The organism is Polynucleobacter sp. MWH-HuK1, assembly GCF_018881815.1.
Classification (GTDB): Bacteria; Pseudomonadota; Gammaproteobacteria; order Burkholderiales; family Burkholderiaceae; genus Polynucleobacter.
This window is the reverse complement of the sequence record NZ_JACVPP010000001.1, coordinates 901,158-927,429: the sequence shown is the minus strand read 5'-3', so window position 1 is coordinate 927,429 and position 26,272 is coordinate 901,158. Positions and strand designations below refer to the sequence as shown.

General features: G+C 42.5%; 35 protein-coding genes. 14 read left to right on the top strand and 21 right to left on the bottom strand.

The genetic code is table 11. From position 1 onward, the window contains the following. Positions 1–5: 5 nt before the first annotated feature. Positions 6–2,201: an OsmC domain/YcaO domain-containing protein gene (locus tag ICE93_RS04825; RefSeq protein WP_216186096.1), complete on the bottom strand. Its 2,196-nt coding sequence runs from the start codon at positions 2,199–2,201 to the stop codon at positions 6–8. A 93-nt stretch (positions 2,202–2,294) separates the two neighbouring features. Next, a complete protein-coding gene (locus ICE93_RS04820; protein WP_370624592.1) occupies positions 2,295–2,948 on the bottom strand; it encodes a cupin domain-containing protein in 654 nt (217 codons plus the stop codon). A gap of 113 nt (positions 2,949–3,061) precedes the next feature. Between ICE93_RS04820 and ICE93_RS04815 the strand changes: the two genes are divergently transcribed. Then, positions 3,062–3,757: an SDR family NAD(P)-dependent oxidoreductase gene (locus ICE93_RS04815; protein ID WP_216186092.1), complete on the top strand. Its 696-nt coding sequence runs from the start codon at positions 3,062–3,064 to the stop codon at positions 3,755–3,757. A 25-nt stretch (positions 3,758–3,782) separates the two neighbouring features. Here the strand turns inward: ICE93_RS04815 and ICE93_RS04810 are convergent, their stop codons facing one another. Continuing rightward, the gene (locus tag ICE93_RS04810) at positions 3,783–4,352 is read right to left on the bottom strand and encodes an Rrf2 family transcriptional regulator (RefSeq protein WP_216186090.1); all 570 of its coding nucleotides are present in this window, start codon (positions 4,350–4,352) and stop codon (positions 3,783–3,785) included. A 232-nt stretch (positions 4,353–4,584) separates the two neighbouring features. Here ICE93_RS04810 and ICE93_RS04805 point away from each other — a divergent pair, with 232 nt between their 5' ends. After that, entirely contained in the window at positions 4,585–4,932 is a 348-nt protein-coding gene (locus ICE93_RS04805) for a hypothetical protein (protein ID WP_216186088.1), read from the top strand. Here the strand turns inward: ICE93_RS04805 and ICE93_RS04800 are convergent. Continuing rightward, positions 4,924–5,352 carry a DUF2244 domain-containing protein gene (locus tag ICE93_RS04800; protein WP_216186087.1) on the bottom strand — a complete coding sequence of 143 codons (429 nt, stop codon included), beginning with the start codon at positions 5,350–5,352 and terminating at the stop codon, positions 4,924–4,926. The genes ICE93_RS04805 and ICE93_RS04800 overlap by 9 nt on opposite strands. Positions 5,353–5,659: 307 nt before the next feature. On the opposite strand from ICE93_RS04800, the gene ICE93_RS04795 reads away from it, so the two are divergent. Both ICE93_RS04795 and ICE93_RS04790 read left to right on the top strand, forming a co-directional pair. Next, positions 5,660–6,304 carry an LON peptidase substrate-binding domain-containing protein gene (locus tag ICE93_RS04795; protein WP_216186086.1) on the top strand — a complete coding sequence of 215 codons (645 nt, stop codon included), beginning with the start codon at positions 5,660–5,662 and terminating at the stop codon, positions 6,302–6,304. 4 nt (positions 6,305–6,308) lie between these two features. Continuing rightward, complete coding sequence (locus tag ICE93_RS04790) at positions 6,309–7,169, top strand: oxygenase MpaB family protein (RefSeq protein WP_216186085.1); 861 nt, start codon at positions 6,309–6,311, stop codon at positions 7,167–7,169. Positions 7,170–7,199: 30 nt separating this feature from the next. On the opposite strand, the gene ICE93_RS04785 is transcribed toward ICE93_RS04790, so the two are convergent. Beyond that, the gene (locus ICE93_RS04785; RefSeq protein WP_216186084.1) at positions 7,200–7,376 is read right to left on the bottom strand and encodes a hypothetical protein; all 177 of its coding nucleotides are present in this window, start codon (positions 7,374–7,376) and stop codon (positions 7,200–7,202) included. Positions 7,377–7,429: 53 nt separating this feature from the next. Here ICE93_RS04785 and ICE93_RS04780 point away from each other — a divergent pair, with 53 nt between their 5' ends. Both ICE93_RS04780 and ICE93_RS04775 read left to right on the top strand, forming a co-directional pair. Then, on the top strand, positions 7,430–7,831 hold the full coding sequence (locus ICE93_RS04780) for a dihydroneopterin aldolase (RefSeq protein ID WP_216861304.1): 402 nt from the start codon (positions 7,430–7,432) through the stop codon (positions 7,829–7,831). Between the two features lie 104 nt (positions 7,832–7,935). After that, on the top strand, positions 7,936–8,508 hold the full coding sequence (locus tag ICE93_RS04775; protein WP_216186081.1) for a histidine phosphatase family protein: 573 nt from the start codon (positions 7,936–7,938) through the stop codon (positions 8,506–8,508). 104 nt (positions 8,509–8,612) lie between these two features. Here ICE93_RS04775 and ICE93_RS04770 read toward each other — a convergent pair whose 3' ends face one another. Together ICE93_RS04770 and ICE93_RS04765 are read right to left on the bottom strand one after the other, a co-directional pair. Then, the gene (locus tag ICE93_RS04770) at positions 8,613–9,668 is read right to left on the bottom strand and encodes an extracellular solute-binding protein (protein WP_216186079.1); all 1,056 of its coding nucleotides are present in this window, start codon (positions 9,666–9,668) and stop codon (positions 8,613–8,615) included. A 62-nt stretch (positions 9,669–9,730) separates the two neighbouring features. Continuing rightward, positions 9,731–11,287 carry an iron ABC transporter permease gene (locus ICE93_RS04765; RefSeq protein WP_216186076.1) on the bottom strand — a complete coding sequence of 519 codons (1,557 nt, stop codon included), beginning with the start codon at positions 11,285–11,287 and terminating at the stop codon, positions 9,731–9,733. 68 nt (positions 11,288–11,355) lie between these two features. Here ICE93_RS04765 and ICE93_RS04760 point away from each other — a divergent pair, with 68 nt between their 5' ends. Together ICE93_RS04760 and ICE93_RS04755 are read left to right on the top strand one after the other, a co-directional pair. Then, positions 11,356–12,426: an ABC transporter ATP-binding protein gene (locus ICE93_RS04760; RefSeq protein ID WP_216186074.1), complete on the top strand. Its 1,071-nt coding sequence runs from the start codon at positions 11,356–11,358 to the stop codon at positions 12,424–12,426. 113 nt (positions 12,427–12,539) lie between these two features. After that, entirely contained in the window at positions 12,540–13,070 is a 531-nt protein-coding gene (locus ICE93_RS04755) for a YggT family protein (RefSeq protein ID WP_216186072.1), read from the top strand. Between the two features lie 238 nt (positions 13,071–13,308). Here the strand turns inward: ICE93_RS04755 and ICE93_RS04750 are convergent, their stop codons facing one another. Together ICE93_RS04750 and ICE93_RS04745 are read right to left on the bottom strand one after the other, a co-directional pair. Beyond that, positions 13,309–13,986 (bottom strand): tetratricopeptide repeat protein, encoded by a 678-nt coding sequence (locus tag ICE93_RS04750; protein ID WP_216186070.1) that lies wholly within the window; start codon positions 13,984–13,986, stop codon positions 13,309–13,311. Between the two features lie 90 nt (positions 13,987–14,076). After that, complete coding sequence (locus ICE93_RS04745; protein ID WP_216186068.1) at positions 14,077–14,832, bottom strand: hypothetical protein; 756 nt, start codon at positions 14,830–14,832, stop codon at positions 14,077–14,079. Positions 14,833–14,913: 81 nt separating this feature from the next. Here ICE93_RS04745 and ICE93_RS04740 point away from each other — a divergent pair, with 81 nt between their 5' ends. Further along, on the top strand, positions 14,914–15,144 hold the full coding sequence (locus tag ICE93_RS04740; RefSeq protein ID WP_216186066.1) for a hypothetical protein: 231 nt from the start codon (positions 14,914–14,916) through the stop codon (positions 15,142–15,144). Positions 15,145–15,146: 2 nt separating this feature from the next. Then, positions 15,147–15,518 carry a hypothetical protein gene (locus ICE93_RS04735; RefSeq protein ID WP_216186064.1) on the top strand — a complete coding sequence of 124 codons (372 nt, stop codon included), beginning with the start codon at positions 15,147–15,149 and terminating at the stop codon, positions 15,516–15,518. 1 nt (position 15,519) lies between these two features. Here ICE93_RS04735 and ICE93_RS04730 read toward each other — a convergent pair whose 3' ends face one another. Then, positions 15,520–16,077, bottom strand: a complete 558-nt coding sequence (locus ICE93_RS04730; RefSeq protein ID WP_216186063.1) for a hypothetical protein — start codon at positions 16,075–16,077, stop codon at positions 15,520–15,522. Between the two features lie 96 nt (positions 16,078–16,173). Here ICE93_RS04730 and ICE93_RS04725 point away from each other — a divergent pair, with 96 nt between their 5' ends. After that, entirely contained in the window at positions 16,174–16,515 is a 342-nt protein-coding gene (locus ICE93_RS04725) for a hypothetical protein (RefSeq protein WP_216186061.1), read from the top strand. 18 nt (positions 16,516–16,533) lie between these two features. On the opposite strand, the gene ICE93_RS04720 is transcribed toward ICE93_RS04725, so the two are convergent. The 9 genes from ICE93_RS04720 to ICE93_RS04680 form a co-directional block, all read right to left on the bottom strand. Beyond that, the gene (locus tag ICE93_RS04720) at positions 16,534–16,740 is read right to left on the bottom strand and encodes a hypothetical protein (RefSeq protein WP_216186059.1); all 207 of its coding nucleotides are present in this window, start codon (positions 16,738–16,740) and stop codon (positions 16,534–16,536) included. A gap of 502 nt (positions 16,741–17,242) precedes the next feature. Next, the gene (locus tag ICE93_RS04715) at positions 17,243–17,626 is read right to left on the bottom strand and encodes a hypothetical protein (protein ID WP_216186057.1); all 384 of its coding nucleotides are present in this window, start codon (positions 17,624–17,626) and stop codon (positions 17,243–17,245) included. Continuing rightward, positions 17,605–18,153: a hypothetical protein gene (locus ICE93_RS04710; protein ID WP_216186055.1), complete on the bottom strand. Its 549-nt coding sequence runs from the start codon at positions 18,151–18,153 to the stop codon at positions 17,605–17,607. Before ICE93_RS04710 ends, ICE93_RS04715 begins: the two co-directional genes overlap by 22 nt. Next, entirely contained in the window at positions 18,150–19,403 is a 1,254-nt protein-coding gene (locus ICE93_RS04705; protein ID WP_216186053.1) for a hypothetical protein, read from the bottom strand. Before ICE93_RS04705 ends, ICE93_RS04710 begins: the two co-directional genes overlap by 4 nt. Positions 19,404–19,494: 91 nt before the next feature. Next, positions 19,495–19,821 (bottom strand): hypothetical protein, encoded by a 327-nt coding sequence (locus ICE93_RS04700; protein ID WP_216186051.1) that lies wholly within the window; start codon positions 19,819–19,821, stop codon positions 19,495–19,497. Positions 19,822–20,422: 601 nt separating this feature from the next. Continuing rightward, positions 20,423–21,334: a ParA family protein gene (locus ICE93_RS04695; RefSeq protein ID WP_216186049.1), complete on the bottom strand. Its 912-nt coding sequence runs from the start codon at positions 21,332–21,334 to the stop codon at positions 20,423–20,425. 26 nt (positions 21,335–21,360) lie between these two features. Further along, positions 21,361–21,774, bottom strand: a complete 414-nt coding sequence (locus ICE93_RS04690) for a polymer-forming cytoskeletal protein (RefSeq protein WP_216186047.1) — start codon at positions 21,772–21,774, stop codon at positions 21,361–21,363. A 12-nt stretch (positions 21,775–21,786) separates the two neighbouring features. Beyond that, positions 21,787–22,263, bottom strand: a complete 477-nt coding sequence (locus ICE93_RS04685) for a polymer-forming cytoskeletal protein (protein ID WP_216186045.1) — start codon at positions 22,261–22,263, stop codon at positions 21,787–21,789. A 30-nt stretch (positions 22,264–22,293) separates the two neighbouring features. Next, a complete protein-coding gene (locus tag ICE93_RS04680; protein WP_216186043.1) occupies positions 22,294–22,632 on the bottom strand; it encodes a polymer-forming cytoskeletal protein in 339 nt (112 codons plus the stop codon). 107 nt (positions 22,633–22,739) lie between these two features. Here ICE93_RS04680 and ICE93_RS11485 point away from each other — a divergent pair, with 107 nt between their 5' ends. Continuing rightward, the gene (locus ICE93_RS11485; protein WP_370624591.1) at positions 22,740–23,201 is read left to right on the top strand and encodes a surface-adhesin E family protein; all 462 of its coding nucleotides are present in this window, start codon (positions 22,740–22,742) and stop codon (positions 23,199–23,201) included. Between the two features lie 14 nt (positions 23,202–23,215). Here ICE93_RS11485 and ICE93_RS04675 read toward each other — a convergent pair whose 3' ends face one another. Then, positions 23,216–23,578 (bottom strand): hypothetical protein, encoded by a 363-nt coding sequence (locus ICE93_RS04675; RefSeq protein ID WP_216186041.1) that lies wholly within the window; start codon positions 23,576–23,578, stop codon positions 23,216–23,218. A gap of 119 nt (positions 23,579–23,697) precedes the next feature. Between ICE93_RS04675 and ICE93_RS04670 the strand changes: the two genes are divergently transcribed. Then, entirely contained in the window at positions 23,698–24,633 is a 936-nt protein-coding gene (locus ICE93_RS04670) for a M23 family metallopeptidase (RefSeq protein ID WP_216186039.1), read from the top strand. 200 nt (positions 24,634–24,833) lie between these two features. On the opposite strand, the gene ICE93_RS04665 is transcribed toward ICE93_RS04670, so the two are convergent. Beyond that, entirely contained in the window at positions 24,834–25,223 is a 390-nt protein-coding gene (locus ICE93_RS04665) for a hypothetical protein (protein WP_216186037.1), read from the bottom strand. 477 nt (positions 25,224–25,700) lie between these two features. Between ICE93_RS04665 and ICE93_RS04660 the strand changes: the two genes are divergently transcribed. Further along, entirely contained in the window at positions 25,701–26,267 is a 567-nt protein-coding gene (locus ICE93_RS04660) for a hypothetical protein (RefSeq protein ID WP_216186035.1), read from the top strand. The last annotated feature ends 5 nt before the right edge of the window (positions 26,268–26,272 follow it).

The window sequence follows — 26,272 nt, the reverse complement described above, 5'->3', positions numbered from 1 at the left end:
ACTATTTAAAGACTCTTCTTGGCACGCGCCTTGTGCAGCTTTCTATAGCTGTCAATTAGGCGATGATGCCTATCAAGCCCCTCTAACTTCATGCTTGTTGGAGTTAATCCAAAAAAGCGAACGCTGCCATCAATGGAGCCCAGAACGACATCCATACGCTCATCCCCATACATCCGACGGAAATTCACTTCGTAATCCGCCATCTCAAGTTCATCATCTAGCTGGACCTCCAAAGCTGCATCCATGGCTTGATAAAACAATTTGCGCTCGACCGTATTGTCGTTGTACTGAAGAAAGGCTCCAACTAAGTCATGCGCCTCTTCATACTGTTTTAAAGCGAGCTGAATCATCAGCTTTAATTCGAGCACTGTTAACTGCCCCCAAACAGTATTCTCATCAAATTCAATTCCGATGAGCGTAGCAATATCGCCATATTCATCCAACTCATTATTTTCTAAGCGCTCGAGCAAGGATGTTAAGCAAGCATTATCCAAGCGAGATAAATTCAGAATATCTTCCCGGAATAACAATGCCTTATTAGTGTTATCCCAAACAAGATCCTCAATTGGGTAAACCTCAGAATATCCTGGCACCAAAATTCTGCAGGCAGTGGCTCCTAACTCGTCATATACAGCGACATAGACTTCTTTACCAAGTCCTTTGAGGATGCCAAATAAAGTTTCAGCTTCTTTAGCATTCGAGTCTTCACCCTTGCCCGAGAAATCCCAGTCAACAAATTTATAGTCGGATTTTGCGCTGAAGAAGCGCCAAGACACGATACCACTGGAGTCAATAAAGTGCTCAACAAAGTTATTGGGCTCAGTTACAGCCTCACTTGCAAATGTAGGTGGCGGCAAATCATTCAGACCCTCCAAGCTACGCCCTTGCAATAACTCCGTCAGACTTCGCTCTAAAGCAACCCCTAGGCTGGGGTGCGCACCAAAAGAGGCAAATACACCACCCGTGCGTGGATTCATTAAAGTCACGCACATCACTGGATAAAGCCCTCCTAGTGATGCATCCTTTACCAACACCGGAAAACCCTGCTCTTCTAAACTTTGTATCCCCGCCAAAATGCCAGGATATCTAGCTAGCACTTCCTGTGGCACATCTGGAAGGGCAATTTCACTTTCTAGAATCTCTCGCTTGACCGCCCTCTCAAAGATTTCTGATAGGCATTGAACTTGGGCTTCGGCAAGTGTATTACCCGCACTCATACCATTACTTACAAAGAGATTTTCAATCAGATTTGACGGGAAATATATTGTCTTGCCATCTGATTGACGAACATAAGGCAATGAACAGATACCACGCTGAGTATTTCCAGAATTGGTGTCCATCAAATGGGATGCGCGCAACTCACCATCTGGATCATAAATTTTAAGGCAGTACTCATCTAGAATTTCAGGTGGTAATGCATCTTTTGGGCCCGGCTTAAACCATCGTTCGTTGGGGTAATGCACGAATGCCGCATTAGCAATATCCTCACCCCAATACGCACCCGCATAAAAATGGTTATTACTTAGACGCTCAATGTATTCACCCAAAGCAGATGCCAGCGCACTCTCCTTGGTTGAGCCTTTGCCATTGGTAAAGCACATTGGTGAATGAGCATCACGAATATGCAAGGACCAGACATTAGGAATGAGATTGCGCCATGAGGCAATTTCAATCTTGATACCGAGATTTGCTAGCAATGCTGACATATTGGCAATCGTCTCTTCCAGCGGAAGATCTTTACCAACAATATGGGTGCTAGTTCCAGCGCTTGGCTTAAGAGTTAACAAACTCTGTGAATCTGCATCTAGGTTAGCAACCTCTTCAATAACAAAATCAGGGCCTTCTTGCACTACTTTTTTAACAGTGCAACGCTCTATAGATCGCAAAATACCCTGACGATCAGCCGCAGAAATATCTGCCGGCAATTCCACTTGAATTTTAAAAATCTGCTTGTAACGATTTTCTGGATCGACAATATTATTTTGCGAGAGGCGAATATTCTCAGTAGATAAATTACGAGTCTCGCAGTACAACTTCACAAAGTAGGCAGCGCATAATGCTGATGAAGCCAAGAAATAGTCAAAAGGTCCCGGGGCAGAACCATCACCCTTGTAGCGAATAGGCTGATCAGCAATTACCTTAAAGTCATCGAACTTTGCCTCGAGACGAAGCTTATCGAGAAAATTGACCTTAATTTCCATGAGAGTGATTCCAAAGTAACGCAAATAATGATGTGAACACTATTATCCATCGCAATGCCATTGGGGCGCTGGCATTACTTCGGAGTACTTCAATCAGTCCAGTAAATGGCCTGTCTTCACAAAAATTGTGCAACCTTCTTTGCTAAATGGCTGATGAAGGCTCATATGAGGGCTTCTAATCCAGGAACCAGCCGGATAGCGCCCATGCTCATCTTCAAATACTCCATCCACTACAAAAATCTCCTCACCACCATAATGCTTGTGAGGATTGAAAAAGGTTTGAGGTGCCCATCGTACTAAAGTAGAACCACTACCCTGCTTCATCAGCGGCATCACATGAAGACCGGGCACCATTCCCTGAAACCAGGAAGCGGTGTTCGTATTCACGACCTCTCTCTCGACTTGATCTGAGCCAAGGTGTCGCAACTTCACAAAAAGAGTGCAGCCAGACTGGCTGAATGGCGCATGCGAAGATCCAGGCGGATTCATAATATAAGCGCCAGCAGGATAATCTCCAGTCTCATCACTAAAGACACCATCTAAAACCAATATCTCTTCACCAAATTCATGGGTATGCCTTTGAAATTTGGATCCCGGTTGATAACGAACAATAGAGGTCGCCTTTGCCACTTCATCACCCATACGATCCAGCATGCGCCTCTCTACCCCAGGCTCTGGACTAGGGACCCAGGGTAGATCATGGTGGTTAATGACAACCCTCTTACTGTAATCGGAGTGGATATTCACGGAATGCATCTCTTATCTATTAACAGGGGTAAGAATAGCAAGCAAATGGGATGCTTGCTTAAACAAGAAGTATGCCGCCTATACACATGCGCAAATTGCGATAAAGTCTTCCAATGAGCTTACTTCCCAATTCCTTTCGTGCACTAGTTATCGGCTCCTCTGGGACTATAGGTTCTGCCTTCATGGATCTCTTAAAAGCCACCCCCGCATGCACAGAGCTTGTAGGGATTCATCGCAATTCTGAATTTCCAATTGATTATCAAAACCCAGAATCTATTGAATCCTGTGCAACAGCACTTTATCGTGCAGCACCCTTTCAGCTCATCATCAATACCATCGGGGTTTTGCACACAGATAAGTGGACGCCTGAAAAAAGGCTAGATGATCTCAATGCCGAACAGCTCATGGAACTCATGACTGTCAATGCGATTGGGCCAGCACTGACTATTCGTCACTTCTCTAAATTACTAGATCCTGCTAATAGCATCCTGGTTACTCTGTCTGCAAAAGTTGGCAGCATTGAAGATAACCGTCTTGGTGGTTGGTACAGCTATCGCACCTCTAAGGCTGCGCTCAATATGCTGGTGAAGACAACATCCATTGAGTGGGCCCGTACAAAGCCCAATACTGCGCTAATTGCCATGCATCCTGGCACTGTGAACTCTAGACTCTCAAAGCCATTTCGGGGAGAACAAATTGGCAGACCCGCAGATCAAGCGGCCGCAGAAATATTTAGCGTAATTGAAAAACTTCAAAAAGAAGATACGGGCAGTTTTCTTACGTATTCAGGTGAAAAGATTCCCTGGTAACAAGCAATTCTTTTAAATCTGAGTTTTAGCTAGGGCTGCGATCTAAGAAGTTAGCAAGGTCGAATACTGAGTTTGGTCCACGCGGCACCTCTTCGACCTTCTTAAATTGGGCCTTCATTACTTTTTGAACTTCGCCCTTTTGTCTCTTCTCTTTTTTGGGGTCAAGAGGAATGAAAGCTGTACGCTCAGGCGCCTTTTTGACATCGCTAAAGCTGGGAACATAATCCCTGATAGTGGATGATAATGTGACATTCGCCATGCAGCTGAGCATATATGCCTCTAATGATTGATATAACTCCTTGGCAATATCGGATAACTCGACCTTACGCTTTTTGATGCGATTCATTGCAAGCACAATATCTTTAATCGTAATTAGGCGAGGATCTTGAGAGAGTACATAACCCCCTCTGCGACCCTTAGTGCCCTTAATAAATCCAGATTCCCTTAAGGGGCGCAATAACAGCTCAATCCTACTAATGGATAAGTTCTGCCTCTTGGCCAACTCCGGAACAGGTACCGGTTGACCGTTGATTGAATTGCTAGCAATGTCTATTAGGGTATTCAGAGCTGCTTTTGCTGCTTTGGTGAGATCCATTTTTAACTTAGCAGAAATATTAGATTAGCTCTAGTATCAAACTGAATTGAACTTTATGCTGCGATGCAATTCTTAACCCTATTTAGCCCATGGTTGAAAGTACTCAAGACCAATATCAATTTGCTAAGCGATTTTTGCGATTTATCTCATACCTATTATTAGGCGGGGTCATTGCGCAACTTTTTAGCTGCTTAACTGCCTATTTTTTATTGGTGATACACAGGCGGCAGGCATGCTGGCGCACATACTGATACAGCAACTGTCTTATTACGTATTGGCTTGCACTTTTATTATTTTGAGCCTTGCTAATGTGTTGATAAAAAGAGGTCAATACGACCTCAGGGCAATTCGAATTCCCTCGCTGCTACTGATCTTGGTTACGGCAACAACCAGCTTTCTGCTGATACCCCGCATGGATTACCTGCGGGAGACCGCATTGCTCGATGGCATGCCAGTAGCACTCTCACCGTTTGCTAATTATTTTGCCATTCTGAATACATTGACCTTTATATCGGCAATTATTCAGATTGTCTGCTGTGGGCTAGTGGCATGGCGCCTTAGCAAGCCGCGATTAGCCTAAATAGCGCCTCACTGAGGCAATAAGCGGGAGCTGCTGCTCTTGCCTTATGAACTGACCGATCTCGACCCGTAAATTAGATTGGCTAATAAAAAATGTTTTTGCATCATCAAGAGGGATCTCTATCTTTGCCCACTGAGTATTAAATTCGTAAATCTTTTCTTTGTAGCCAATAAACTTTTTAACAGTCAGGCGTTTGCCATCGATCTCAATCGTTTCACTATCGAGGGCATGTCTACAGTAAATTAAAAATCCGATCGTTACCGCAGTAATCTCAACGATTGTAAATATCGGAATAACCCAGACTCCCGCCAACAGAAAGCCGATTGCCACGATAAAGGAAAGGCATACCAAAGCGATATAAAACTGTAGGAGCTGCTTTGGAGTTAACGCACAGTTTCTACGCATTTGCCAAATCTTCATACCAAGTCCAATTGCAGGAGGTGAATTACTTGTTTTTTCGCTCTTGCGCTTTCGCCAACTGGTCAGCACTTCTTTGCTGAAAGTCGACCATGTTGTGGTAACCCATTTGATAGCACGGGCAATACTCCCCCAATATCCAACAGGCAAGCTTAATGCGTAGTTTTTGTACCATTTTGGATCTCCAAGAATTGTGCATCTAATGTAAACGGAAATTGGGTTTATTGCTGGCCGCGGGCACAAACACGAGGGGATTACATCAGTGAGTTGGTCATCAGCAAAAAGCACTCAAATCCATTACATTGAATGCATGACTAAATCCAACCCCATACCACGAAAAATCCCGCTATTTCCCCTGGGCACAGTACTTTTCCCGGATGGTGTTATCGCCCTCAAAATTTTTGAAGCTCGTTACCTGGATATGATTAAGCAGTGCTTGCGAGACAAGACTGAGTTTGGGGTGGTTAGCATCATCAAAAATTCTGAAGTTGACGATCAGGATTCGCCCCCTACTTTTTCCAATATTGGGACGCTAGCATTGATCGAAGACTTTGATCCTGTGCAGCCAGCTTTGTACATGACTAAATCATTTGGTACACAACGCTTTAAGATACTAAACAGCGCTCAGCAAGATAATGGGCTTTGGGTAGGCGACGTTGAGCTTTTAGATAAAGATCCACTAATACCCATCCCCCAAGAGCATCAAGGCGTTGCTAAGTTGCTAGATGAAATTATTTCAGTTATTCAAAGTGAAGATTTATTGGGTGATGCCCCATTTAAGAAACCTTTCAAGACTGATGACTGCGGTTGGGTTTCCAATCGACTGGCAGAGCTTTTGCCAATTTCTCTGGCACAAAAGAATCACCTCTTAGCCCAAACCAATCCCCGAATTAGACTCGATCTCATTACCGAAATCATTGAGGATGATGATTTAAGAAATCTAACGATGCACTAAGCCCATGTTGGATGAGCTAATTCGGAAAACGATTCGAGAGATGGTGGGCGGAAGCGGTCCACCAATAGCCTTTTTAACGCCAAAGGGTGATCGCGGTTTATTCGGTCCTGAATCACTTGCCTGGAAAGTGCATGCGGACTTTATTTCCATGATGATTGGCGGCATAAGCTCATTAGTTCTTCAGGCGCTGCATCCCCAAGCTTTGGCTGGGGTTTGGGATCACTCCTCATTTAGAGAGGATTTGAAGGGTCGACTTGGTAGAACGGCTTTTTTTATTGCCGCTACTACCTATGGCCCAACTGATATGGCCAATAACATTATTCAGAAGGTCAATCAGATTCACACCAAAATTACGGGTCTAGATGAATTTGGTAAACCATATTCAGCTACAGACCCACATTTATTAGCTTGGGTTCATCTCACCGAAACACGTAGCTTCATGAGCTCTTTTGAGGTTTACCGAAAAGAAAAATTAAGCACAAAAGAAAAAGATCAATATTTTTTAGAAATGAAATCGCTCGGCGAACGAATGGGTGCTACCGATCTTCCGAATACCTATGCAGAGACTGAGAACGCCATTAAAGCTTACATACCCGAACTCTATTTTGGTGACCGAGCTAAGAGCATCATTGATTTACTCGATCATTTTCCGAGTGACTTAACAGCCAAACCCTTTATCAAGCTGATTAGTCGTGCAGGCTTTCTAAATCTACCAGACTGGGTGTATCCCGTTATCAAAAAACCAATGCCTACTTATTTAGAACGCCTTGCAGTCCAGAAAAGTATCGAACTGATTGCATACCCCGTACGTGAGGCTCTGAAAGATGGGGTAGCTGCGCACTCTCTGCGCAGAGTGTATGGATAACTCCCCTCCAAAGACTGCAATAGCCTTAGGCTACTGCTCAGACTTAGGCTTATCTGAGTTGTTATCTGAAGCCTTATCCTTTGATGACAAATTCAAAGTTGGTGCAGCCATCTTTTCACCGTCCCAAACTTGGCCACACCAACATTCTCCCGCATCATTAATGATGCAAACGCCTGATCCACAACAACGCTTATCTGGGGCTTTCATAACTAATGCCTTCTTTCCGATATCGGCTAATAAAAAATTTACTTGGGAACATTATGACCACTAATGCATGTATTGAATTAAAAGATCTTAAACTGCAAACGCAAATTGGAACTTATGGGCCTGGCGCTATTGTTCCCAAACAACATCTGTTGGATTTAACCCTATGGATTGACTCAAAACTAGCCCTCATTTCAGATGACGTCATGGAAAACGTGTTTGACTATGACCCATTAGTCGTTGAGATCAATAGATTGGCAAGTGATGGTCATTATGAAACCCAAGAGCGGCTCATAACCCGCATTACGCAAGCATGCACAGCCTATTCTCAGATTAAATCCTTAGAAATTAGCCTGAGAAAACTGCCTGTTAGTGCGGGCTCTGGCTCGCTAGGCGTTCGGCTCTCGATCGATAACGCCACCCTCAATAAAATGAGGAATCACAACTTATTACCGTAGATTGACCCGTATGAAACTAAGGATCTCATCGAAAAACAGTCGAATTTTGCACACTAATCTCATGTACCTGCCATCTTAAGCGATTCTATTTAAAGTTAATTATCATGAAAATTCTTGCCTCATTATTTCTAGGCACTTTGTTGACTTTATTTGGATTACCAGTCAGCGCAAACCTTGCTGAGAACCTGATCGATGGTCAGCATGTATTGCTGATGCGTCATGCCGATGCGCCGGGCTATGGGGATCCTGCAGGATATCAACTTGACAAATGCTCCACCCAAAGAAATCTTGGTGAGAGGGGTAAGAAGCAGGCAATACTGATAGGGCAATGGTTAACCAACCAAGGACTCACATCTGCCAAAGTGATCAGCAGCCCCTGGTGTCGTTGCATTGATACCGCAAAACTACTAAACAAGGGTCAAGTTAGCATCGCCCCAGCCTTAGGTTCTTTCTTTGATGATATGAGCCATGAAAAAGAACAAACCCGCAATCTAGAAAAACTCATTCGAGCCCAACTCAATGAAAATCCCAAAACACCTATCATCTTAGTCACGCATCATGTAAATATCCAAGCTTTCACAAGTAAAGTAGTGAATGTTGGTGATATGGTTCTAGCTAAAGTGAATAAAAACGGTCAATTTGTTTCTCAACAAATTTACTCTAGTCCAAACTTTTAACACTGTCACCTAAAATCCAAAAGAAAAACCACCCGAAGGTGGTTTTTTTAATTTCGCTGGGTAAGCCAAGAATTAAATATTGAAAAACCACTCAAACGGGCAACTTACTTATAAGCTACGCGATCGAGAATGCGCTGAGCGGCAATCTGATTTTTACCAATAGAGGCAACCGAAATATTTTCAGCCTTAAATGGCCCTAACATTTTAAGTCCTTCATTCTCAATCTTGACTGTCTTCACTGCAGGCCACTCATTGTTGCCATTCGCAAAATACTCTTGAGCAGAATCGCTGGCCAGGTATTCGAGAAACTGGATTGCCGCTGCAGAATGAGGCGCATTCTTGGCAACCCCGCCACCCGCAATATTAATGTGCGCTCCAGAAGTTTTCTGATTTGGCCAAATAAATCCAATCTTGGAAACCACGGTCTGATCTTCCGGTTTAGTAGAGCGTAAGAGTCTCACAAGGTAATAGGAGTTCGTTAAAGCCACTCCGCATTCGCCTGAGGCAACTGCTTTAATTTGGTCGGTATCACCACCCCTTGGTGGGCGGGCCATATTGGCCACCATATCCTTAGCCCACTCTTCCGTGGCAGCTTCACCACGACGTTCAATCATGGCACCAATCAATGACAACATGTAGGGGTGAGCACCAGAACGGGTGCAAACCTTACCTTTATTTATTGGCTCCGCCAATTTTTCATAAGTATCGACATCTTGCGGATTCACCTTTGCCTTGTTGTACACCACGAGACGTGCTCTAGTTGAAAATCCAAACCAAGTTGACCCATTAGGCTCAGGCTTCGATCGCAAGTTTGCAGGAATTCGGCTTTCTAAGTATTTAGACTGAATCGGTTTAAAAAACCCATCGATTTGAGCGCGCCATAATCTCGCAGCATCCACCATCAAAATCACATCTGCAGGACTATTAGCACCCTCGCTTTTCAATCTCTCCGCTAAAGCATTGTCATCTGCCTCAATTCGATTAATTTTGATCCCTGTCTTTTTAGTGAACTCACCATACAGCGCCTCGTCAGTTTGGTAGTGACGGGCCGAATACAGATTTAATTCTTTGGCATCTTGCGCGTGCACCGGCAGAAATACCAAACTGCCTAGTAACAATACATTGGCGACTAGGAATTGATGGATTTTTTGAGTTGGCATTACTGTATTTGTGATCAGAATCAGAATAAAATCAATGTATCACAAATACGAATGATTATCAATTAGTTCTTGGAGATGACCCTGGAAAGAAGTAAAACAGGGAAAAGCCCCACTAGGACAATGGTGAGTGAAGGTAAAGCCAGCTCTGCAAGGCGCTCATCCGCGGCCAATTGGTAAGTTGCAACCGCCAAGGTGTCAAAGTTAAATGGCCGAAGTAACAGGGTTGCTGGCAATTCCTTCATCACATCGACAAAGACAAAGAGGCCTGCAGTGATCAAACTGCGCTTTAATAAAGGCACATGAACCCGCTTCAGAATCTGCGCCCTAGAAAGCCCCAGAAGTGCTGCTGAGGCATCCATAGAGGGCGTGATGCGCGCAAGCCCCGCTTCTACGCTTTGCAAGCTAGAGGAAAGAAATCGAACCAAATACGCGTACACGAGAACTAACACGCTAGCAGACATCCACCAGGCAAGCGAAAGGATTTCCAAAAATGAGAGGATACCGATAGCCAACACTGCACCAGGTAATGCATACCCAAACCCCAGCAAGCGGTTAACCCAAGCTAAGCGTGTATTCATTCTCACGGAATAAGCAAAAAACACGGCAAGAACAACAGAAATGAGTGCAGTCAAAACAGAAACTGATAAAGAATTTCTTAACCAACCCAAGTATCGAATGTCGATAGTGATGCCCTCTTTGAAGAGCAGCTGTAAGAGTGCAAATGCCGGCAGTAGAAATCCACAAAGCAAGGTCGCACCACAAAAAGCAAAGGCAAAAAAAACGCTCTTACCTTGTAAAGACTTCGCCAAAGACATACCCCGGATTGAAGAGGCATAACGTAATTTTGAGCGACTGCTTTGCTCAATAAAGAAGATGAGCAAGACAAAGCTCAACAAGCCTAAAGCCAACTGCACCGCCGCCACACGGTCGCCAAAAGAAAGCCAGGCCTTAAAGATACCCGTTGCAAATGTTTGCACCCCAAAGTAGGAAACCGCCCCAAAGTCTGCTAAGACCTCCATGAGTGCTAAAGCCATACCAGCAAAGATAGCTGGCCTTGCCATCGGCAACACCAACTTCATAAACCCCTGAAACGGGCTATAGCCTAGCGTTTCTGAAACCTCGATCAATCGTGCGCTGCGCTCTAAAAAAGCGGTGCGTGTAATTAGGTAAACATAAGGAAAGAGACAGAAGGAGAAAGACCAAATAGCACCACTCAAGGATCTCGGGTCCGGAAAGAACCAAAGCGAATCGACTCCCAGTAAAGCGCGTAGAGTAGTTTGTATGGGACCTGAAAATTGCAATAGATCAACAAAGAGATAAGCCATCACATAGGTGGGCATAGCCAAAGGCAGAATTAAGGCCCATTCGAATATCTTCTTGCCAGGAAAATCATAGCTCGCAATGATCCATGCGTTACCCACACCCAGAATAAATACCCCCACCCCGACACCCAAAATAAGCACTAAGGTCGAAGCAATATATCCACCCAGTACAAAGTTCCATAGGTGGCTGAGAGTGCCACCACCCAATAGATCAATGCCGGGAAATAGGAGAGGCACCGCCAAACCCAAGAGAGGTAAAAATAACAACAGGGCAAGTGATACAACAATACGATTCATGAAATCGGCAATCCGTTTAGACTCTAGCTATGCATTAAACCACTAGCTTTAATGAGAAAATTATAGGGATGAACTCCATTCGCGCACTACTTTCAATCAAACAGCTTGAAATCGACTACCCAAGTCGGGATGGTCAAGGTCGCGTCACCGCAGTTAAAGACCTTAACCTGGAACTTGCCCAAGGTGAAATTGGCTGCCTATTGGGCTCATCCGGCTGTGGGAAATCTACCGTGTTAAGAGCTATTTGCGGGTTTGAGCCCCTTAAAACAGGAGAAATTTTCCTGAGAGATAAGGTGGTGAGCTCTGTCATCGTTCAGCTCCCGCCAAACCAAAGAAAAATTGGTATGGTCTTTCAGGACTTTGCCCTTTTCCCTCACTTGAATGTCTTAGAGAATATTGCCTTTGGCTTGCAACACCTGTCCAGCAGTCAAAGATCCTCGGTAGCAATGAATTGGCTCAAGCGGGTATCACTCGCAGATAAGGCGGATGCCTACCCCCATGAATTAAGTGGTGGCCAACAACAACGTGTCGCATTGGCTAGAGCAATGGCTCCAGAACCCGACTTAATTTTGCTAGATGAACCCTTCTCCAGCCTTGATATTGAACTTAGAGAGCGTCTTGCAGGAGAGATGAGAGAGATCCTCAAAACAAATAACATTACCGCCCTATTGGTAACTCACGATCAATTTGAGGCTTTTGCAATTGCTGATAAGGTTGGTGTGATGACAGAAGGTAAGGTTCTGCAGTGGGATATCCCATATCAGCTTTACCACAAGCCCATCAATCGTTACATCGCAGACTTTATTGGCCGTGGAGTATTTGTTAAAGGTGTAGTTCAGGCCAACAATAAAGTGAAGATTGAATTAGGTGAGCTTGAGCTAGAAGAAGATCGCAGCGATGACATCGGAAAAGAAATTGATGTACTTTTGCGTGCCGATGATATTCAACATGATGACCACAGCACCTTATTAGCAGAGGTAGTACGCAAGACCTTTAGGGGTGCCGATTTTCTGTACACGCTCAAACTATCATCCGGCAATGAAATTTATGCCTTTGTACCAAGTCACCACGATCATGCGATTGGTGAAAAAATTGGTATCCACTTGGTAGCTGATCACGTCGTAACTTTTAGCGAGTGAAGCTAGCCCCTCATCAATACAAACAAGGGCAATCTTTTTTCATCGTTGCTACCGATCTCATTCGCCATTGAACCAGATTTTAAAAAGCCTAAATAGCTATGCTCATACAAATTATGAATCTCCTTCTTCAAGTGCTAGTCAGTATTGCGGCCGGAGCTTGCTTATTAAGGTGCTACCTTCAATGGCTTGCCTTTAATCTAGGAGCAGGTCAGAGTGGAACTATCGGCGCATACATTTTTCCACTCACCAATTGGATTGTGATTCCACTTCGCAGAATTATTCCCAGCATTGGTCGTTTTGATGTCGCCAGCTTTTTAGCCGCTTATCTACTAGTTGCAGCCAAAACAGCAATACTTTTACTACTATCTCGAGCCGCCCTATCGGATATCTCATGGCTTTTGCTAGCTTTGATCGACTTTATGGACCTGATACTCTCTAGCTTGGTTGGCTTGGTTCTTGCGGGCGTCATTCTCTCGTGGATTAGTGCTGGATCTCAGATTCAGTATTTGGTCTCGCTTCTAGTAGATCCCTTGCTTGCACCCATTAGAAAAGCCATACCTAGCTTTGGTGGTTTGGATTTATCGCCTCTGGTATTGCTTCTAATTTTACAAGTATTGCAGATTGTGATTGGCAATCTCAGGTAACTACTGAGAACTGAAGCCAAATAATTAGGGTGTGGATCTCAATAATAAGTTAGCGCGCTAGCCTTAGCTTTAAAAATTTGACTAAAAAGACCTTGGCCCAACGAAAGCTAAATTATTTTCACGTCAAAATTATCCCTAATTAGCCAAATTGGGTTCTGAATTTAAAGTCTTAGGATCAATATAGATACACATAGCGCTATTGGATTTAATCTTCACAGCCAGAAATCATCGCCCACGACTAAACGCACTTATACAGCAGGCGCAGATTCTGTATTTTCCCGAATTGATACTCAGCAGCCTCCATTTCTGCGTCGTAGTTTTCTTTATGCGTATGCACAAAAATATGCAAGACTCTTTTGGCTTGGTCGTGCCCTTGCAAGGCTGCTAGAGATAAAAAGTAAAACGCTTTCTTTAGATCCAATGGCACAAATTCCCCCTTACCAAAGAGCGACCCCAAAGTGTATGCACACTGCCGACTACCCTCTTCCGCCCCGATCGTAAGATATTTAACCCCTAGCTCTACATTTCGTGGAACACCCTGTTCCATACCTAAGCCAAGAGCATAAATATTTCCCAAATTACAAAAGGCATCTTTAACTTCCTCTTTAATTGCTTTTTGATAGTACTCAACAGCAACTTTATAACTTTGGGGAACCTTACCCAGACCCCGCTCATGCATCAAGCCGACATTAAAGAGAGCATAACCATTGCCTATACTGGTATGGCCATTTTGCAATTCATAAAATTTTTCCATTTGCTCGGCATTTAAATTGCCGTCAAAGGTCATTTTGGTCAACAGAAAAAGAGCGTCATCGTTTTGATCGTTGACAGCACAGTCATAAAGAATATCAAAGGCAACCTCATATTTACCTCTTTGCAAATTTAATTGCGCTAAATCTATTGCTCCGTAACTCATAAATACTTTCTGTTAATTATCAACCTATGAATACTAAAAAAATTTATTTAACCAATAGATGGTGAAAAATCCAATTTAAAATTTAGGAAATTAACTCCAGGATGCATCTTGATACCAATAATTGATTCGACGATTTACTCTTGCATTTTGAATGGCTAATCTAGTGCTATAAAACTCATTTAAATTTAATTTGGTTGGTTCATGTAACTCACATCCCACTCGGATACGAGAAGATTCAAGTGGACTAGGTCGCAAACTCCTAATGATAAGGTCAAACTTTGCCGTCTTGGCAGTCAAGCGCTCAAGAGTGCAATCTTTCCAGATTTTACCGATTTCCATCTCGGTTGCTCCTAAGCGTAAATCAAGCTGTAAGCCATAATCAGAAATATCGACGATATCCCCAATCATTTCCTTGCCAACAGTAAAGAAAATAAGCGCCTTAAACGCTCTATCAGGAGGGGCTTTTTCCCTAAAGTGTTCTCGCCTTTGAAGCAAGGACATTGTCTTAGGAATATCACAAGTCAATAACCCCGATTCGTTAGACCTCAAACCACTGATCGGAAACTGCAGCTTTCCTAATGAAAGACCAGCAACAAAATAACATTCTTGGTTCATAAATGAGCTTAGAGTGCTCTTAGGCAATTCCCGAACTTTTAACAGAATGCCCTTTTTTGGATCTAGGTCATCCACACTAACTGGAAATTTTTCGGCAGTTTTGATGTTTACTACACTTGAAATAGGACCTGAGGATAGCATGCGCTCCAAATTCTTATAGATAAAGCGGGGATCAATTCGGTATTTAGCAGCGACCTCACCAAGATCGGGAGCATATATTTCAAATGTCATTTAAAAATTTACTAGTTATAAGATGGATACTATCTCTATTCATTTACATACTTACACACAAAAGAGTTATTACAGTTGGGCATGAAAAAATATGAGATTCTCTCAATTGAAGCAAGCGTTTTAGCTCATTATTGGGTTATTACTTATATTTTAACGGATGGCGAAATCCAAAAAGTAGTTATGGAAGCACTCGACCCAAATCAGGCATTCATTAAATTTCGCAATGAGATGATTATTAAATCTAAGTTAAACACTAAAAAAATAATTAAAAGCAAGTACAATCAATTCAAAGTGCGCAAGGAGGATAATTAAGGATGACACCGGCAGAACTTGAAAGACATGCTGATTTAATACGAAGAGCTAAGATTCTGAGTGCTGCTAGTCAAGAATATTTCAAGGCAGCTCAAGCAATTGAAATGGGAGACCCTGAAGAATCGAGCTATCATCACACCAAATCCGCTAAAAAATCTATTGAAGACGCCTTTCCTGAGGTTTTTCAATTACGCCATGCAACCCCAAGATATCAAATAAAAGAGGAAAACGATCACCGTCTAATTAAGACTATCGGCATCGTGTTCCTAATTTTAGGCGTTCTATACGGATTCGTGAAGTTTGGGCCAACCGGCGACCTCAGTAAAACATGGACAGCGGACGATATTCCAAAAGCAACCGCTTACCCAAAATGATCTACATCTCAGACGCTACCTGGGCTTCAGCAAATTTCATCTCCAGCGCCAAGCGCTTAAATCCCGACTTATCAGAATACGTTTTAGAGAGATAGTAAATCAATTCGCGGTCTGTCTTGCCATACTGATGTTCTTTAAGCATGGTTCGAAGTGCCCAAATAATCTGCAGGGTATTTCGCTCATCTCTAAGTAAATTTGCCTTCTCTTCAGCATTCTCATCCAAAGCATCAAGATCAACTCCTTGAGCAAACGCCGCAAGTCTTGGTGGCATTTGCCATTTCCGAATATGGCGCGCCCAAAATAAGAAACGTTTGAAATCTACTCGTAAATTTTGTGCTGAAAAATTTTGAATCCAGGCATTCTCGGTCAACAAATCAAGCGTTAAACGAAATTCCTCATAGCGACCATCAAAATTTGTTTGATCAAAATGGAGTTCTCCAGCGGCATCTCGCACTGGAAATTTAATTTGCTTGGGATTAATCCCATGTATTAAGGCTGCAGCCTGCCAAGTATATATGTAGGGTTTTGAGAACCAAAAATCCCAGTCAATGGCTACCATAAGTTATCCTTATTCGTATCGAATACCCAATAGCTTACTATGGGCTCAATAGTATCTGTTAAATTGGAAGCCTAACTCAATTGCGTAAGAGGCATCATGATTAAAACCCTCCTAACCCTAATCGGGGCCCTAACCACTTTTCAAGCCTATGCTGATCTAACAATCACTGACTTTGAAAATAAAAGTAAAACGCGATCTACGAACACCTATTTGCTAGGTCTTAGTGCAGGTCTGAATGCTGCGAATAATAAACTGACCTCTATCAATCAAGTACCTCTGTATTGCTTTCCACCCTATTTAAAACTGACAACAAACAATTACAGAGAAATTATTTCCTTAGGCATACAGGATCTAACGCCAAGCAACCCAGTAAAGCCTAGTGTTGACGAAGTTTTACTTCAACAACTGATCAAAATTTATCCCTGCGGATACAACTAGACTTATTAAGTAATAGGTTTATGGTTGCGCTCTAGAACTGTCTGCCTCCTCCTTGGCATAAGCCTCGGCTAAAACTGTAAAGTGATGAAGTAATTCAGCATCCAACAAGCCAGCGCTGACTTCTACAGAGTTATTTTTCGGCGGCAACCCAAGAAGCAAATAGACCGCTACTAGCATAGAGAAAATGGTAAAAACGAGTGGCGCCAACCAGTCCTTTGTGCGCATGATTTTCATCGCACAGCAACTAAACAAGGGTCTACTTTATGGATGACGCTCGGCAACATATCACTCGGATAAGTACGCCTATTAACCTGCTCATGCCATCTCAGGCAATCCTTAACAAGATCCCCTATATGAAGCTCTACAAATACATCTGAATTTGCAACAAGCTTATTAATCTCACTCTTTTGCCCCATAGAACCCCCTCAAAGAAGGAAAATATTTAAGACAATCCTAGCGGCAATTTTTTAATACGCAAAGTAAATAGATGCTTAAAAGTAAATTTCTTACCTGCTGAAATTTTGCTTTATATATTTGATTTTTAAGTATTTTATTTTTTCTGAGGATATTTAATCCAAAGATAACAAGGCTGTAAGCTTAAATGCTGACGTTTACCTTATAAAATGCTTGCAACCTGATGATTTTGATAGTTTTTATAAAACATGAAGCAAGTCTATATAAGAAAAAGTAACGTAGGCAGCTTTTCTCATCTCAAAATGATCTAAATCTAACCTTTCATCAATAGACGGCTTAATGCGCCACGAGCTTCTAGCACATTTAGATCCATTGCCAGCTGTAGCAAACTTGTAGCTTTAGCAATATCTCTAAAATGCCCCTTCACAACCCCATAGTTATATATCGCCTGGGGATTTTTATTTTTTACCTCACGCTCTAATTCATTAAAAAGCACATCTAATTGTGCCTGGTTAAGCTGACCATCCATAGCCATCATGCAAGGCTTTAAAAAAGTGCACTCAAAACTACCCACCTCAAGGGCCATGAATGCCTCAAAAGCTTGGGGGTATAAACCCAACTTCAGATAATGCTCGGCTTGATAAAAATCAGAGTTATCCATGGCAAGAGCCTCAATTAAACTTGAATTTGTTCCCACGAGCCATTTAATTTGGCATGAAATGGCTCGTGGTATCGATAAAATTCTATCTCCTTGAATTGGCTCTCGGTTTCTAATATGCGGTTCGACAACTCCGTAATATTGGACGGCCTCCAGCTAAAGTCAGGTTGCTCGACCCAAGCCCGAATCCCCTCCTCGCGCTTAATAAAGTGATCCATAGATCCAATCATCTTAGTGATGTCAGCGCCATAAGTGACAAGCGCCCTAAGATACTTAGGCGAATCGGCAAAAGCAAGCTGAATAACAATATAGGGTAACGCGAATGCAAGAGTCTTATGTTTCCGAACATTCCGAAAATAAACCTGCTGAGTAATATTCCACTGCTTATCAGTGCTATTCAATGAGAGATCAAATATCCAATTTCGGCTATAGAAAAAAATGCACTGCTGACCAACAATTTCGTCACTAATAGTACGTATATGAGTCTGCTCGCGTAATAGTCGCAGCTGCTCATATGGCTGCAAGTAAGGTCCCGAAGGGACTTCTAGTTCTGATGATGAACTCATTCTTGTTTCTTGAGCTGTTCGATTACTACATCAACCTTATCACCAAGATCTCTACTAATACGGTAAACGTAATTTTGATCGTAGATGAAAAAATATTTTTTAAGGTAGGGGTCCGCCAAAACAATGCGCTTGAAATTTCCATCACTTAGACCATTAATTAGGGATAAGGTCTTTTGTGCATCCGGCTTGAGTATAGCCCCAGATTCTTGAGCTCCCGAGATTCTGGCTAGTAGGTCAGATTTATTGGTAGCGCCCTCATAAAATGCTAAGCAACACTCGACCACCCCTTTAGGCCTGGTTCCGGTCCAAGTAAAATCCTCATCGTTGAATCTCAACTGATTTGCGTTTACCACAAGCTTTAGCTTGGTGCCATCAACTATCCAAGTTCCAATCCATCGTTCATTGATTGGAACTGTAGCTACTGATTTAGTCGATTCCTTGGAATTATCAACCCCTGATACCTCTTGGGTCGGTATAGATCCAGACACAACTTGATCAGAATTAGGTGCTACGGGTAAAGCCAAATCTGGAGATGTTGGCGCAACAATCTTGGGCGCATACGTCACCGAATTGGAATTGGCATAGTACAAGCCGCCTAATACAGTAGCAAACAAGATAGCGCCTGAAATACCAATAACCTTAAGTCGCTTAATCTCATCCCATGGTTGCACTGCAATTTGATTGGGCTGATTTTGAATATCTTGAAAGGGATTTTTTAGACCTCCATCTATAGAAGGCTCAATACGCTCTGATAGCCGAGCAGGACTTTCCTCAACAGGATCAAGAGGCTCGCTCTCAGTTAAATGATTAATTGAATCCGGCGCATCCTTGGCATTTAATGGACACTCAATTAGATGCACATAAGACAAGGCCTCATTAATGGAGGGAAAAATTTTGTCGCAAACAATATGTTGATCTAGTACTAAATTTTTTTCAATTTGATACTTATCTAACAAATATAAAATGTATGAATCATTACTAAGATCTTTTGCTCCAATAAATTTTTTTTTCTCGCTTACTTTAACGGGAACAAAAAATATGCCGGCCGTTATAAAAATAATTCCGCACAGCCATTGCAGCTGAGTCGTACTCTGGACTTGTCTTGAAAAAAAGCTCAAAAACTCATGCAGGCTTGGTGACCCGATATTATTAGAGTAAGCTGATCCAATTAATAATGTAAAGCCGCAAGTGATGGCAATAATTTTGAGGGCCAACTGCAGTTGCCTGGATTGTGGGGTAGCGTCTTGCATCAAGATCCTTACAGGGTGGAGCCTTACCAGCCAGAAATTATCCACTGGCATGTAAAGGTTAACGCATCGATTTTAACCACATTACGCCAGTTTATTCAGACCTGGAAGGCTTTGTAGTAGGTTCCGCCCCAGTACTATCCTCTTGGCCATCCTTAGACTCTAGCTCGGGCCCGCTTGGCGGGATATCATTCAACTGCTCAGCAACTGGCTCAGAGTATGTATCGATTGAATCGAAGTTTTCCACCCATGTAAATTGCTCTAAAAATTCTGCTTCTGGCAAAAAACGTAAATTTGAATCTAAAAGATTTTTATATTCGACAAAGGAAATGCCTGAAGCATTAGGAGGGAAAACCTGCTTAATAGCAACCCGTGTTCCGTTTTTATCTTCAAAAATATCGTGTCTTTTGGGATCGCTCATCTTAGGCCTAACTAAATTTACATTGGAAAAGTTTTCTTGGTGCCCAAATAGCTTGGTTTGCTTTGTATTTTCTATTGACCGAATATAAATGTCAATTTAAGTCTATAGAATCTAAATGGGAGCTTTCTCAAGAGCACTGCACTTAAAATAATCCCCTAAGCAAATTTCTAGTACCCCTTACCAATTGGTAGATTAATCCAAGCGAGTAAACAGCTCCATCGGGAGGTTAGGTTGATGCCAAATATTTGGTAGCCAGCAATCTATTAGTGATAGCTAAAATCTCATCCCGGTGGGGGCATTCAATTTGCCATACTCAGAAATCCAAATTCCAATGGCAACGCTCTTTTCATTACTTGATCCAACTTTATCTGGATCAAACTACTCACTGCTAGCACATGTATTTTTATGGTGGGCGAAAACACACTAACCAACGCAAATTCTTTTTATGAGATGCTAAAACCACTACTGAGGCCGATTAGAAGAATAAGCCTCCAAGATATCGGGTGCAAATAGGTCAACAATTATCTTGTTCCTACATATTCAACTTATCAGCTCAGAAATCAATAGCACCCAAAGGTCACCAATAACAGCGATCTAAATGCTAATCTTGATTTTTTCGTAAAAAACCAGGGATATATTGACCTTGAGCAGATTTTGCAGTCAAGTCATCTTGAGTTTTATCAGCATTGGAATCCTGCTTTAATTCAGCCATCGCAGCTCCACCATAGAAACCAAGATTTTTTGCTCTATTTCGGTAGTCGTCTAGGACGCTAACTTTCTTCGCAATTTCACGATTGATTGAAGGACCCGATATAGACAATGTTTTTAAAGTCTCTTTGCGCTCGACAATTTTTTGAGAAATATATTTACCAAAGGCAGAAAAATTATCGGCTATTGCTTTATCAGAACATACGCAGAAGAAATCTTGATAAACATAGCTATCCATGTCCGGAATACGATATATTGGTGGCGCAATGAAGCAGTTAGCCAAAAAATCTAAATTTGTAAAGGTTCCATGAGAGGCATATCCGGGGTCAACTCTACTTGGAATCACGATCAAATTTTGCTTGTTAGCGGCCAAACGTGCCATCTTTTTTTGCACGTACTCTAGAATAAAAATTTCGGTACTAGCCATTTCAAATTTTGCGCTGGAACTTGGAATTAACACCATATCGAAGTCCATCATAAAATCTTCAGACATTGCTGGCGTCCAAGTTAGATCACAAATACAAATTTGCGATCCCGATGAAAATTTACGTAGACTGGCACGCGCACTTAACAGAGCCAAGCCGGCGCTTTGATAATCAATTTCTGCCTGTGCTACCCGAATTCCAATATCAGGGGCCTTTTTGGTCCAACGAGAAGAGGATGCCTGTCTATCAAAATCAATTAAAGAGACTCTTAAATCATCCTGAATAGCGAGATATGCCGCCAAATTTGCGGAGATAGTGCTTTTCCCAACGCCACCTTTTTGGTTGGTAACTAGTATTTTGATTGGTTCGTTAGTTAGCATAACTAATTTATATCAATCAACTAGAGCTAGCTACCCAAGTGATCATCGGATAGTAATTCCTGCTCAGTAATCTTAGAAAGCAGTCCGCTTAAACGAGCGCCTTGTTCAATACCAATTTGGGCATAAATTATGTCTCCATGAACATCAGCGCCACTGTGCAACTCAACACGCTCAGTCGCCCGAACATTACCCTCAACTCGTCCAGCCACTAAAACTCGTCCGGCAGATATATTTCCCTGAACCAATCCAGTTTTACCAAGGGCAACACAAACGTCCGCGCCCTGCTTGGTTACAACATCGCCAATGATCGTCCCATCTATTCGCAAACTCTTAGTGGCTACAATCCGTCCATATATTTCCAGGTCTGAGCCAATAATGGAGCCAAATGTTTCCCGCGAAGGATCTAATATTCGTATCGCATGACTTTGTCTAATTGCCATGAAAATTAGAGATTAGTTCTTGATAAACTTGCCAGCAACCTTGCCACCACGCTGAATGTGAATATATTTATAGCTAATATTTCCATCCACATGAGCAATCGGACCTACATTTAGGTCCTCGCAATTCACTTCACCCTTGAGTTGACCCTTGATTACCAGCTGCTCTGAGTTTAGTTCGCCGTCAACTTGGCCGGTGGAGTCAATCAATACCGACTTGGCAGTAATTTTTCCGCGAACTGTTCCAGCTATATTAAGGACACCATCAGAAGTGATAGTACCCTCAAAAGTAAACCCCTCGCTAATGATTGAAGGCTTGGATAACACGCTTGGTCGACTTGCTGACTCTAATCGAGTTACCGGCTCAGGAACATACGCTTCTGAATCGTGTGTTACCTCTTGAGATAGCGCCTCTTGAACAATATCCTGGCTCTCATTAGAGCTTGAATCAGTATCGGTGGTAGGTTGATTTTTGGAAAAAATAGACATCATTCAGTATTCGGAAATAAATTTAAAAAGTAATTAAGAATGTGGATTGAGATTATGCAAATCACCATGCAAGTGACCGCCCTTCTCAATTTCAATTTCTGAGTAATGGATAGAACCTGTCACCTTACCAGTGGAGCGAATTATTAAACTGCGAGATGAAGAAACTTGCTCATTTACCTCGCCGCGAATATCGATTGACTCTCCACTGAGTTTGCCACGCACAATTCCAGTGGCTTCAATTAATATTTGCTTGGCTACCAACTCACCTTCGACGGTTCCTGAAATAGATGCAATATCGGGCACCTCAAAGTTGCCCTTGAGAACAACTCCCTCACCCACAAATAGGCAACCCTGTTGATTTACTTCAGCCATACTTAGCACTCCTTAGCGAGCATTATCATTAATAAAGATTTAGGCAATTCTAGCAGTTGATCTACACTTTTGGGCTTTAAAATGCATAAAATTAAACATAAATAGCCATGTCAGCCACAAACCTAAAAATGCGACCATTCCTCATAAAATTAAATTTATTGGTTATTGCGTCCTTTTTACTCAATCCTATTACCCCAGTTTTTGCTAAATGGGTTTTTCTATCGAAGGATAACGTTGGTAATTCTTACTATTACGAGGATAGTAAAACGGTCAAAGACCCTATAAATGAACAAGTAAGCACATGGCAGCTCATTAGTTACACGGAAACCCTCTCCGCGCCAAATGGGGAGCCAACCGCATCGGTGATACAGGATGTGTCATATTTCTGCAAAATAGGGTACGAGAGCTATAAGCAGTTCTACATTGGCTATTATTCTGGACCCGATGGATCGGGCATTAGCGTAGACCAACTAGACACTTCAAACTCGAACTGGGAAAGGGTTATCCCCGATACCATGAGTTATGTGCTCTATAAATTCTTTTGCAAGCCGCCTAATATTCCGAGCTAGTTAAGCGAAAACGCCTACTGCTTTGCTTCGGCAGGGGTATCTGCCCTACCGGCTTCAGCAGGTTTTGTGAAATAGCTCATCGGAAATGTAGATTCCGAACCGTATGGGCCCTTAAGCCATATTTGGTCGTTATATCTAACATAGCAACTTCGAGTAACGGTGCCCACGGCATTAACCGAATAGGAAAAGTACCAGTTAGGCTCAACTCTGCCCGTTTCAGATGTGCAAGGTTCGGAAGTAATGTATAAAACCTCACTAAAAGAGGGCATTTGGCCAATGATGGCAGCATTTACCGGCAAAACGACCGCGGCAAACAGGAGGGTTGATAACAAAAAAGGGGATTTATACACACCCAAAAGGGTTTTTAATTTGTTCACAAGGCTATATTAAGGCTAAAATTGATTGCGAAGTAAGATTCAGAACAATAATTATAGGTCTTTTAGGGACCATATACGTAGTAAATAATTTATATATATCAGGCACTTATAGTAACCAAATGCAATTATTTTGGGTATCTGGCTCTACTGGGGCTATTAAGCAAATCAACATCACCAAGGAGCGCCTGACGCGTGTCGCCGTGATTGCTGGTGCATCATTTCTACTCTTAGGAATATTGATATTCTCCACCGGTATTCATATAGCTCTTGAGGTAAACCCAGACCTTGCCAGAGAGGTCAGTGGCGTAGTAACTGTGAAAGAGCGCATGGCTCTTGATAATAAATACGCCAAGCAACTCAAATCTATCCAAGATCAGCTTGCTAAAGCGTCAATGCAATTTAATGAACTCAAATCGATTAAAGACCGATACCTAGCTATCTCGACCCCTTACACCATCAAAAATAAATTCAATGAATCTATTAGCATCGGTGGACCATTAAAGCCTCTGAGTTTTAAGTTTGAACCCACCAAAACCTTAGTGGAGAATTTTGAGGACTCTGTTTCCAAGTCTACCGAGATGGCGGTAATTTTTGAGAAATCTCAACCAGAGTGGGAAAAACAATATCGCTGGTTACGAACCCTGCCGATCGGACCGCCCATTGATGCACGCTTGGGTATGACAAGCAACTTTGGCGTTCGTGTTGACCCCTTCACCAAGCAACTTGCCCAACACTCTGGCATTGACTTTGTCACCCCTTCAGGCACTCCGATTGTGGCAACAGGCGACGGTACAGTGATTAAAGCTGGGTTTGATCCCGCCTACGGAAACTTTATTGAAATTGTTCACGGCGATGGCTTCGTTTCCAAGTATGCCCACAATAGCAAACTATTTGTTAAACCTGGTCAGGCGATTACCCGCGGTCAATTGATTGCCAACTCGGGCTCTACTGGACGCTCCACAGGCCCGCATTTACATTACGAAATACATCAAAACAATAGCTACTTAAACCCGGCAAAAATTCTGGTGTACGCCCCACCTTCTTCCTACTGGTAGATCGCAATTCATCGCTTTTGCTTTTGTGCATCCTTAAGAAGAAGCACAAAATAGTTATACTGTTCTAGTAGCATTGCATTGCATTGCTTGAATTAGCAACAGTAATAACCCACCTGCATTTCTTAGGCTCATAGTTTGCCGCAATTTGAGGATGGGAGTCTTGAGCTCCCATAACAGTCTTCGATCGTAGATATGGCTAGTCAGTCTATCTTGATCTTTTTAAACTTACTTAATAGCGCCAAGCTGGCTAAAATTTTGTTAGCCATCGACGCCGCTAAATTGCCCTGAGCCATCCCATAAAGGATTTGATCCGCCCTCTCGCGCTCGGGCGCGCCTAGTAAAACTTTAAACACTTCGGCTTCACTCATCTTCATATTAAATTGTAAAGGCGTCAGTTTGATGTCCACGCATCCCCCTTTAATACCAAAACGCACCTGCGCAAATTCAATAAGCTCTAGCTCTTGTTTTTCTTGAAGCTGAGCCAAACTTGGCATGGAATCGTTGGTAGGAATAGACTGCGGTTTTTTATATTTTGTGTATACCAGATCATCCATATTTAACCCCTCTGCCGCATGGGCGTCTGTTCGCATTTGAGCCTAAAGTAATTTCGCAATCCTTTGGTAGGCACTGATACGTCTATCAGCGCTCATCGGAATGGAGTCAAGCGGATTAGGGCTATTCACTTTCACATCAAGGTTGACTGATTTAACTGATGGCCCTGGTTGAGCGATCTTTAAATCTTGAGGATCTGGATGAGATCTACTAACCGCCGCCCTTGGAACCGCTGTCTGCCGTTCGTGAATGGTGCCCCCACTCTTCTGGGAGGAGGCATTTAAATACTGGGCCTGTAAATTTAATTTATCCAAGGTACGCAAAAGAATGAAGTCTATTAAGGGCTATATTAACAAATAATCCATTAAATGTAGGGCGAAAATTCGGCATTAAAACCCGTTTAGATATTAAGCAAATTTCCTGATCTGCTGGGGTATGATTATCAAAAAGGTACTTTGCGCTTAACCTATTCCTAACTGGATCCACCCCAACCCCAAAACCCTGTCGAGATTGTTATGGCACTGAATAAAACTTGGATTTATCCTATTTTTACCGCTGGATTGGCACTAATGCTTAGCTCCTGTGGCAACAAAGAAGAACAGGCCAAAGCAGAGATTTGGCTACCAGACACCAAGGTAGTCAAAATGCCCATGGATGACTACGCTGGCATTCCCTTTAATACCACCCGTGAAGAAGCAAAAGAAAAATTCAATTGCACTGCTTATGAGCTGTCATTTAGCTGCAAGGTGAAAGTGGATGATAAAGAGGAGGCGATTTGGCTCATTTATAACGAAGCAGGACGCCTTGTTTTAATGAAAAAAGAATTGGGTTACTACAACAAGCAAATCGCTGATACGATTATTGAGCGGTTCACCATTAAATATGGTCTTGACTACACTCCATCCGAGGGTCAAGAGAGCGCATTTGCTGCAGGCATTCGCAAATCAAAGACCTATATTTTTGGTGGCGGTCAAGTTGCCTTCCAAATTGGTCGCAGCTTAAATAATCGCAATGAATTAATGTTGGTTTACTTCTTTCCAGAGGATGTAGGAACCACTTTTGCCAAAAGCGTCATGAATTAAGTCCA